Annotated in this window: 2 protein-coding genes; both read left to right on the plus strand. The window is 76.5% G+C overall.

All coding sequences use genetic code 11. The features are described 5' to 3' along the window. On the plus strand, positions 1–478 hold a 478-nt coding region (locus tag FOE67_RS26230; protein ID WP_182667311.1), incomplete at its 5' end, for a TrmH family RNA methyltransferase. A 149-nt stretch (positions 479–627) separates the two neighbouring features. Then, the gene (locus FOE67_RS26235; RefSeq protein ID WP_182667312.1) at positions 628–1,179 is read left to right on the plus strand and encodes a hypothetical protein; all 552 of its coding nucleotides are present in this window, start codon (positions 628–630) and stop codon (positions 1,177–1,179) included. Positions 1,180–1,186 lie beyond the last annotated feature (7 nt).

A 1,186-nucleotide genomic window follows, 5' to 3' on the forward strand; every position in this document is an offset into this window, starting at 1 on the left:
GCCCCTGCCCCCGGACCCGCGCCCGGCACCGATCGTGCTCCTGGACAACCCCCGGCACCTGGGCAACATCGGCGCCGTGATCCGGCTGGCCGCCGGCTGCGGCGCGGCCGGGGTGCTCACCACCGGCACCGTCGATCCCTGGCACCCCGGGGTGGTGCGGGCGAGTGCCGGACTGCACTGGGCCCTGCCGGTGGCTCGGCGGGACCCGGACGACCTGCCGGCCGGCCCGCTGTACGCGCTGGATCCGGAGGGGGAGGACCTGCGCGGGGTGGGGATCGCCGACGACGCCGTGCTCGCCTTCGGCTCCGAGCGGCACGGGCTGTCCCCGGAGGTGCGCGGGCGCGCGGACCGGCTGCTGGCGCTGCCGATGCGGCCGATGGTCTCCAGCTACAACCTCGCCACCAGCGTGGCCATGACCCTCTACCACTGGCTGGCCGGCCACCCCGACAAGCCGTCGGGGGCGGTCCCGTCGCGCTGAGTTGTCCGCCCCGGGTGCTCGGCGACGGGCCGTCGAACGGGCTGGAAAACCGGGGCGGGGAGTGCGAGGGTGGGGCGGCTCGTCCGGGCCCCGCGCCCGTGGCGGGTCGGTGACCGTCGGCCCGCCTCACCCGAATCCGAGGAGCGCCCGTGAAGCGGCTCACCGCCGTGGCCGTCCGCCCGGCCCTGCCCGTCGTCCCCCTGATCCTTCTGTTGGCCGGCTGCGGCACGCAGGACAGCGGGGCGGACGTCGCGGCTGGGGCGGATACCGAGAGCACCACCGGGGCCGTGCCGGAGGGCGGAGCCATGGACGGCACGACGACCGCCTCGGAGTACGACCTGGCCGCCGCCGACCTGTCCCTGCCCGAAGGGGTGTCCTGGCGCGGGTACCGGATCGAGGAGGGCGTCGTCTCCGAGCCCGGCGTCGGGCTCGGAACGGCGCACTGGGAATGGCTGTGCGCGTGGCAGGCCGAGTGGGTGGACGCGCACGGTCGGGGCCCGGAGCCGGCCGAGCCGGAGCGGGCGAATGACGCGCTGGACCACCTCCGCGCCGCTCCCGAGTTGGCCGTCTTCACCGAGTACTCCGACGAGGGGACCCGGCAGGCCTACGCGGAGATGCTCCGGCGGGCCGAGGCGGGGGACCCGGAGGGGATGCGTCGCGACATCGACGTCAACTGCGCCCCCGCGGAGCCGGTCGGCTGACCCCCGC

Source organism: Streptomyces calidiresistens (assembly GCF_014141525.1).
Taxonomy (GTDB): Bacteria; Actinomycetota; Actinomycetes; order Streptomycetales; family Streptomycetaceae; genus Streptomyces; species Streptomyces calidiresistens.